The organism is Aeromonas sp. HMWF014 (assembly GCF_963878295.1).
Lineage (GTDB): Bacteria > Pseudomonadota > Gammaproteobacteria > Enterobacterales > Aeromonadaceae > Aeromonas > Aeromonas popoffii.
Genome location: NZ_CAWNYS010000105.1, coordinates 4,054 through 9,514, shown reverse-complemented (window position 1 = coordinate 9,514; position 5,461 = coordinate 4,054). Strand labels below are relative to the sequence as shown.

The window sequence follows — 5,461 nt, the reverse complement described above, 5'->3', positions numbered from 1 at the left end:
GTCGTGATGCGGCCAAGCGGCAGTGGCTGCTGGAAGGCGATGCCCGCCAATACCAGCGTCGCCAGAACGACAGCTGGCAGGTGCGCGGCCTGTCGGGGCGGCCCGTGTTACTGCAGATGGGCTCCTACCAGCCGGTCACCTTCTATCAGTGGCGCGGCGGTCAGGTGGTGGGTCTGATGCCGCTCATCAACGGCCTCTATGCCACCGCCACCCTGATTGGGGAGCGGGTGCAGATAGCGCTGAGCAGCGAGCAGGCGAGGCTGGAGCAGGGCACTGTCAGCACGGGGCAGAGTGCCACCGAGGTGAGCGGGGCCCCGGGCCAGTGGCTGACGGTGGGGGAACTATCCACCAGTTCAGCCCAGCAAGGAAGCCGCCTGGGCACTCAGTTGCAGGGGGGCCGCAGCAGCCAGAGCGATCGCCAGACCCTGCAGATCCGGGTCACTCGTCAATGAGTGACCTCTGCGTGATCAGTGGGGTTGATCGGCTGCGTATTCGCGGATCTGGCGGCTGCGCAGCAGGTACCAGAGTGCCCAGAGGCTGCCGATCAGCACCAGGGCGGTAGGCCAGCTGAACGACCATTTCTGCAGGTTGAGGCTGTGCAGCTGCATCACCAGGCCGCTGACGGTGGAGCAGAGCAAGAGGCCGCGGCTGTGGCGTCTGAGCCAGGCCCGTACGCTGTCAGTCTGCTGATAGGTGCCGCCAAAGGCGAGCAGCGCCAGCATGGCGGGTACGTCGGTCAGCAGGCTGATGTAGAGGCTGATCTTGTCCGGATAGAAGAGGGCCAGGATCTCGCTGCCGCTCTCGCGGGTGACGCCGGCCATCAGAAACAGCCAGACCGAGCGGGTTAGCAAGAGGGCGATGGGCCAAAACCAGAGGGGAGGGCGCAGCTGGCCGTGATCGTCATATCTGTGTTCGGGGTAGAGGGTCATGGTCGCCCGTTATCCGCTTGGGTTGTGCAAATGATGAAGAGGATATGGGGCAGGCTGGGGCCCTTTGCAAGGCGTGCCGGGGGACACGAATTAATCGGGGGCCAATGCCCCCCAATTCATCGTCTCTTGTTATCGCACTGTCTGGCGGTGTTTACAGCCAGCCTCGGCGCTTGAAGAAGAGGCCGGTACCGAGCGATGACATCACCATCAACACCAGCGACATGGGATAGCCATACTCCCAGGCGAGCTCCGGCATGCGACCGAAGTTCATGCCGTAGATACTGGCGATCAGGGTCGGCGGCAGGAAGATCACGGCGGCAACCGAGAAGATCTTGATCACCTTGTTCTGCTCCAGATTGGTGACCCCCATGGAGGCCTCCAGCTGGAAGTTGATCTTGTCGAACAGGAACTGGGTGTGGGGCAAGAGGGACTCCACGTCGTGCAGCATCTCGTCGATCCACTTGTTCTGCTCCAGACTCATGCGCTGGCGAAGGCTGCGTTTGAGGAAGCGCAAGGCGCGACGGGTATCGTGCAGAGAGAGACGGATCTGGCCGTTGGCCTCTTCCTGCGCCATCAACTCTTTGAGCATGGGGTTGATCTGATCCGGTTCGAAGATCTGATCGGCGGTGTTCTCCAGGGTCTTGTAACCGTCTTCGATGAGATCCGAGAGGTATTCCACCTTGAGATTTTGCACCTCCAGCAGGATGTCGAGGGCATCCTCCACCTCCAGCCTGTCCTGGCGCATATAGTGACGCAGCAGGCGTACCAGGCCGATGTCATCCTCGCGGATGCTGATCAGCAGGTTGTTGCGCAGGGTAAAAGAGACGTGGACACCCTTGGTGTCACGGCCGATCCGCTGGGGGAACAGGGAGTGAATGTGCAGACCATCGGTATCCCAGTAGAAACGGGCGGATGCTTCGATGTCGTCCAGCTCTTCCTTGTCGGGGACCTCTTCCAGAAACAGGCCCGTCAACCATTCTCGCTCTGCCGTGTCCGGCTTGTAGGCATCCAGCCAGACGGTGTTGTCAGGCACTATGTCGTCAGGCCCGAGCGTGATGATGTCCAGTACCTTGTTATTGAGAATGTAGGCGGTGATCATCTGTCCCCCCTTAAAAAGTCATGGGTAATCAGGGATGGTTGCACAGGTCATGCGGCCTAGATCGCATAGAAAGCGATCCCGTGGATAAGCAAAACGGGCCGATGGAAAACCTGAATGCGGCGAACTATACAGGGGCGGGGCGTGCTTGTCAGGGCCTATTCATCCGAGGTTCAGCCTGTTCGCTCAAAAAAACAGCGAGGTCGGATCAGCGGAACTGGCCGTGAAAGTGACAGCCTGTTGACTGCCGCATTGCGCCGAGTGCCCGTCTGGGGGGATAGACCTTAGTGGGATAGTTGGGTCCGGACCCTCCTTGCGGTGGCGTCCAGACGATGTGCTGGAATTGTGTATCCTTGATGTCGCCGCTGGTCTGTATGGGGGGCAGCCCGTCACATATTGGGATAGTTGGGTCCGGACCCTCCTTGCGGTGGCGTCCAGATGATGTTCTGGCTGGGATCCTTGATGTCACAGGTCTTGCAGTGAATGCAGTTGGCTGCGTTGATCTGCAAGTAAGGCTGGCGCTCGCTTTCCACTATCTCGAACACCCCGGCCGGGCAGTAACGCTGGGCGGGCTCGGCCCAAGTGGGCAGGTTGACCGCCACCGGGATACTCGCGTCCTGTAACGTGAGGTGGCAGGGTTGATCCTCATCGTGACTGGTGTTGGCCAGATAGACGGAGGAGGGCTTGTCAAAGCTGAGTTTGCCATCGGGCTTGGGATAATCGATGGGATCGCAGCGGCTGGCCATGCGCAGTTGACGGTAGTCCGGCTCCCTGTCCAGCAGGGTAAAAGGGGATCCCCGCTGGGAGAGCAGAGACCGAGGCAGCCGTTGCTCCAGCCAGTTGAAGGCGCCGCCAAGCAAGGGGCCCCAGCGATGCAGGGCTGCGCCGAAGTTGCGGGCACTCTTCAGCTCCTGCCCCAGCCAGCTCTGTTGCAACGCATCGCTGTACTCGGCCAGATCCTGGCCCCCCTCATCGCCGCCGCGCAGACTCATGGCGACGGTTTTCGCCGCCAGCATGCCTGATTTCATGGCGGTGTGAATGCCCTTGATGCGGGAAAAGTCCAGAGTGCCGGCATCGCAGCCGATCAGCAGCCCACCGGGAAAGTGCATGCGCGGCAGGGAGTGCCAGCCGCCCTTGGTAATGGCGCGGGCACCGTAGCTGATGCGCTCGCCGCCCTGCAGGGTCTGCGCGATGAGTGGATGGTGCTTGAGGCGCTGGAACTCGTCGAACGGGCTGAGCCAGGGGTTGCTGTAGTTAAGATCGACAATGAGCCCGACCGTCACCTGATTGCCTTCCATGTGATAGAGGTAGAAGCCGCCCTGGCTCTTGCTGGCTCGGCGCTCGACCAGTGGCCAGCCGCTGCCATGGAGCACCAGACCCGGCTTGGCCTGCTCTGCGGGCACCTGCCAGAGCTCCTTGAAGCCGATAGCATAGTGCTGCGGCTGGGCGCTGTTTTCCAGATTGAACTCGGCGATCAACTGCTTGCCCAGATGGCCGCGAGCCCCTTCGGCAAACAGGGTGTAGCGGCCATAGAGCGCCATGCCGGGCACGTGATCCGCCTTGGGATTGCCAGCTCTGTCCAGCCCGAGATCGCCGGTGATCACACCTCTCACCCGTCCCGCTTCCATGATGAGCTTGCTTGCGGTAAAACCCGGGTATATTTCGACTCCCAGCTGCTCGGCCTGTTGACCGAGCCAGCGGCAGAGGTTGCCCAGGCTGAGGATATGGCTGCCATCGTTGTGCATGCGCGGCGGCACAGCCCAATGGGGCAGTTGCAGGGCGCGCCGCTCGTTTTGTAACAGATGCACCTGATCATCGTTAACTGGTATGCCAAGGGGCGCCTGCTGCCAGCTGTCCGGCAACAGCTCCTTGAGGGCGACGGGATCAAACAGGGCACCGGAGAGCAGATGGGCGCCGACTTCCGCCCCCTTTTCCAGCAGACAGACCGAGAGATCGGCATTGTGCTGCTTCAGGGCGATGGCGGCACTGAGGCCTGCCGGGCCGCCACCGACGATGACGACATCAAATTCCATTGCTTCGCGTTCCATCTTGCCTCTGCGCTTGACTTGGCCTAGGGTAGTGCTGGTAGTTTACGTAAACGTAAAGCAATTGTAAGCAAAAAAATGCGAGGGCTCGTCAATGGATTCACTCAACCGAAGCGAGGGATGCGCGTCATGAAGCTGCTGGTCGCGATCAAGCGGGTACTGGATTACAACGTCAAGATCCGGGTCAAGAGCGATGGCTCCGACGTGGAGCTCGCCAATGTGAAGATGGGGATCAACCCGTTTTGTGAAATTGCGGTGGAGGAGGGGGTGAGGCTACGTGAAGCCGGCATCGCGACCGAGCTGGTGGTGGTGACCTTCGGACCGGAGGCGGCGGTCGAGCAGTTGCGCCATGCCCTGGCGCTGGGGGCGGATCGGGCCCGCCATTATGTGATCGATGAGACCCTTACTCCGCTTACCGTGGCGCGCGCCCTGCAACAGGTGTGTGAGCAGGAGCGGCCGGATCTGGTGCTGCTTGGCAAGCAGTCCATCGATTCTGACAACAACCAGGTGGGCCAGATGCTCTCAGCCCTCACCGATTGGCCGCTGGCTACCTTCGCCTCCGCCATCAAGCTGGTGGAGGGGGAGTTGCAGGTGACCCGCGAGATCGACGGTGGCCTGGAGACCCTCGGTATGCCGTTGCCTGCCGTGGTGACGGTGGATCTGCGCCTGAACGAACCTCGCTTTGCATCGCTCCCCAACATCATGAAGGCCAAGCGCAAGCCGCTCGAGAGTGCTCCCTTCGCGACCCTCGGCGTCGAACCCGCCGGCCATACCCGGCTGCTTGGTGTGATGGCACCGCCGGGGCGTCGTGCCGGCATCCGGGTCGGCTCGGTGGACGAGCTGCTGGACAAACTCAAGCACGAAGCCAAGGTACTGCCATGAACGCATTGATGATGGTGAAACATAGTGCGTGCCTGCCCCTGGTTGGTATGAGGGCTGGCGCGATGGAAAGCGTTACTAACGATAGGGTGCTGCCATGAGCGTACTGGTTATTGCGGAACATCATCAGGGCAGGCTTGCCGACAACGTGGCCCAGCTGGTCACGGCGGCAGGCCAGCTTGGCGGCGAGGTGCATCTGTTGCTGCTGGGTCAGGGGCTGACCGAGGCGGGCGAACAGGCCGCTTGTCTGCAAGGGGTGAACAGGGTGCTGCTGGCCGAGCATCCCATACTGGCGGAACGGCTGAACGACGGGGTTGATCCGCTGCTCGCCCACATTGCACGTGACTATCAGCACTGTCTGATGGCGGCCAGCACCCAGGGCAAGGATCTGCTGCCACGGGTCGCGGCTAGGCTCGGGGTGGAGATGCTCTCCGAGGTGACTGGTATAGAGAGCGGCGATACCTTCCTGCGTCCTATCTACGCGGGCAATGCCGTTGCCCGGGTGGCGAGCA

General features: G+C 61.5%; 4 protein-coding genes and 3 pseudogenes. 3 read left to right on the top strand and 4 right to left on the bottom strand.

Features of this window, described 5'->3' with window-relative positions:
• Positions 1 to 452: pseudogene (locus AAC083_RS22900) on the top strand (hypothetical protein); the annotation flags it as partial.
• Between the two features lie 15 nt (positions 453 to 467).
• On the opposite strand, the gene AAC083_RS04020 reads toward AAC083_RS22900, so the two are convergent.
• The 4 genes and pseudogenes from AAC083_RS04020 to AAC083_RS04010 form a co-directional block, all read right to left on the bottom strand.
• Entirely contained in the window at positions 468 to 929 is a 462-nt protein-coding gene (locus AAC083_RS04020; protein WP_108535869.1) for a DUF2919 domain-containing protein, read from the bottom strand.
• A gap of 151 nt (positions 930 to 1,080) precedes the next feature.
• Positions 1,081 to 2,028, bottom strand: a complete 948-nt coding sequence (gene corA / locus AAC083_RS04015) for a magnesium/cobalt transporter CorA (protein ID WP_042034893.1) — start codon at positions 2,026 to 2,028, stop codon at positions 1,081 to 1,083.
• A 286-nt stretch (positions 2,029 to 2,314) separates the two neighbouring features.
• Positions 2,315 to 2,386, bottom strand: a pseudogene (locus tag AAC083_RS22895) (4Fe-4S dicluster domain-containing protein); the annotation flags it as partial.
• A 28-nt stretch (positions 2,387 to 2,414) separates the two neighbouring features.
• On the bottom strand, positions 2,415 to 4,073 hold the full coding sequence (locus tag AAC083_RS04010) for an electron transfer flavoprotein-ubiquinone oxidoreductase (RefSeq protein WP_108535868.1): 1,659 nt from the start codon (positions 4,071 to 4,073) through the stop codon (positions 2,415 to 2,417).
• Between the two features lie 126 nt (positions 4,074 to 4,199).
• Between AAC083_RS04010 and AAC083_RS04005 the strand changes: the two genes are divergently transcribed.
• Both AAC083_RS04005 and AAC083_RS04000 read left to right on the top strand, forming a co-directional pair.
• On the top strand, positions 4,200 to 4,952 hold the full coding sequence (locus AAC083_RS04005; RefSeq protein WP_042034890.1) for an electron transfer flavoprotein subunit beta/FixA family protein: 753 nt from the start codon (positions 4,200 to 4,202) through the stop codon (positions 4,950 to 4,952).
• A gap of 94 nt (positions 4,953 to 5,046) precedes the next feature.
• Positions 5,047 to 5,461: pseudogene (locus AAC083_RS04000) on the top strand (electron transfer flavoprotein subunit alpha/FixB family protein); the annotation flags it as partial.

Excerpts from the sequence above, each read along its gene's own strand:
- AAC083_RS04010 (WP_108535868.1), bottom strand. The coding sequence starts at position 4,073 with ATGGAACGCGAAGCAATGGAATTTGATGTCGTCATCGTCGGTGGCGGC.
- corA (WP_042034893.1), bottom strand. The coding sequence starts at position 2,028 with ATGATCACCGCCTACATTCTCAATAACAAGGTACTGGACATCATCACG.
- AAC083_RS04020 (WP_108535869.1), bottom strand. The coding sequence starts at position 929 with ATGACCCTCTACCCCGAACACAGATATGACGATCACGGCCAGCTGCGC.
- AAC083_RS04005 (WP_042034890.1), top strand. The coding sequence starts at position 4,200 with ATGAAGCTGCTGGTCGCGATCAAGCGGGTACTGGATTACAACGTCAAG.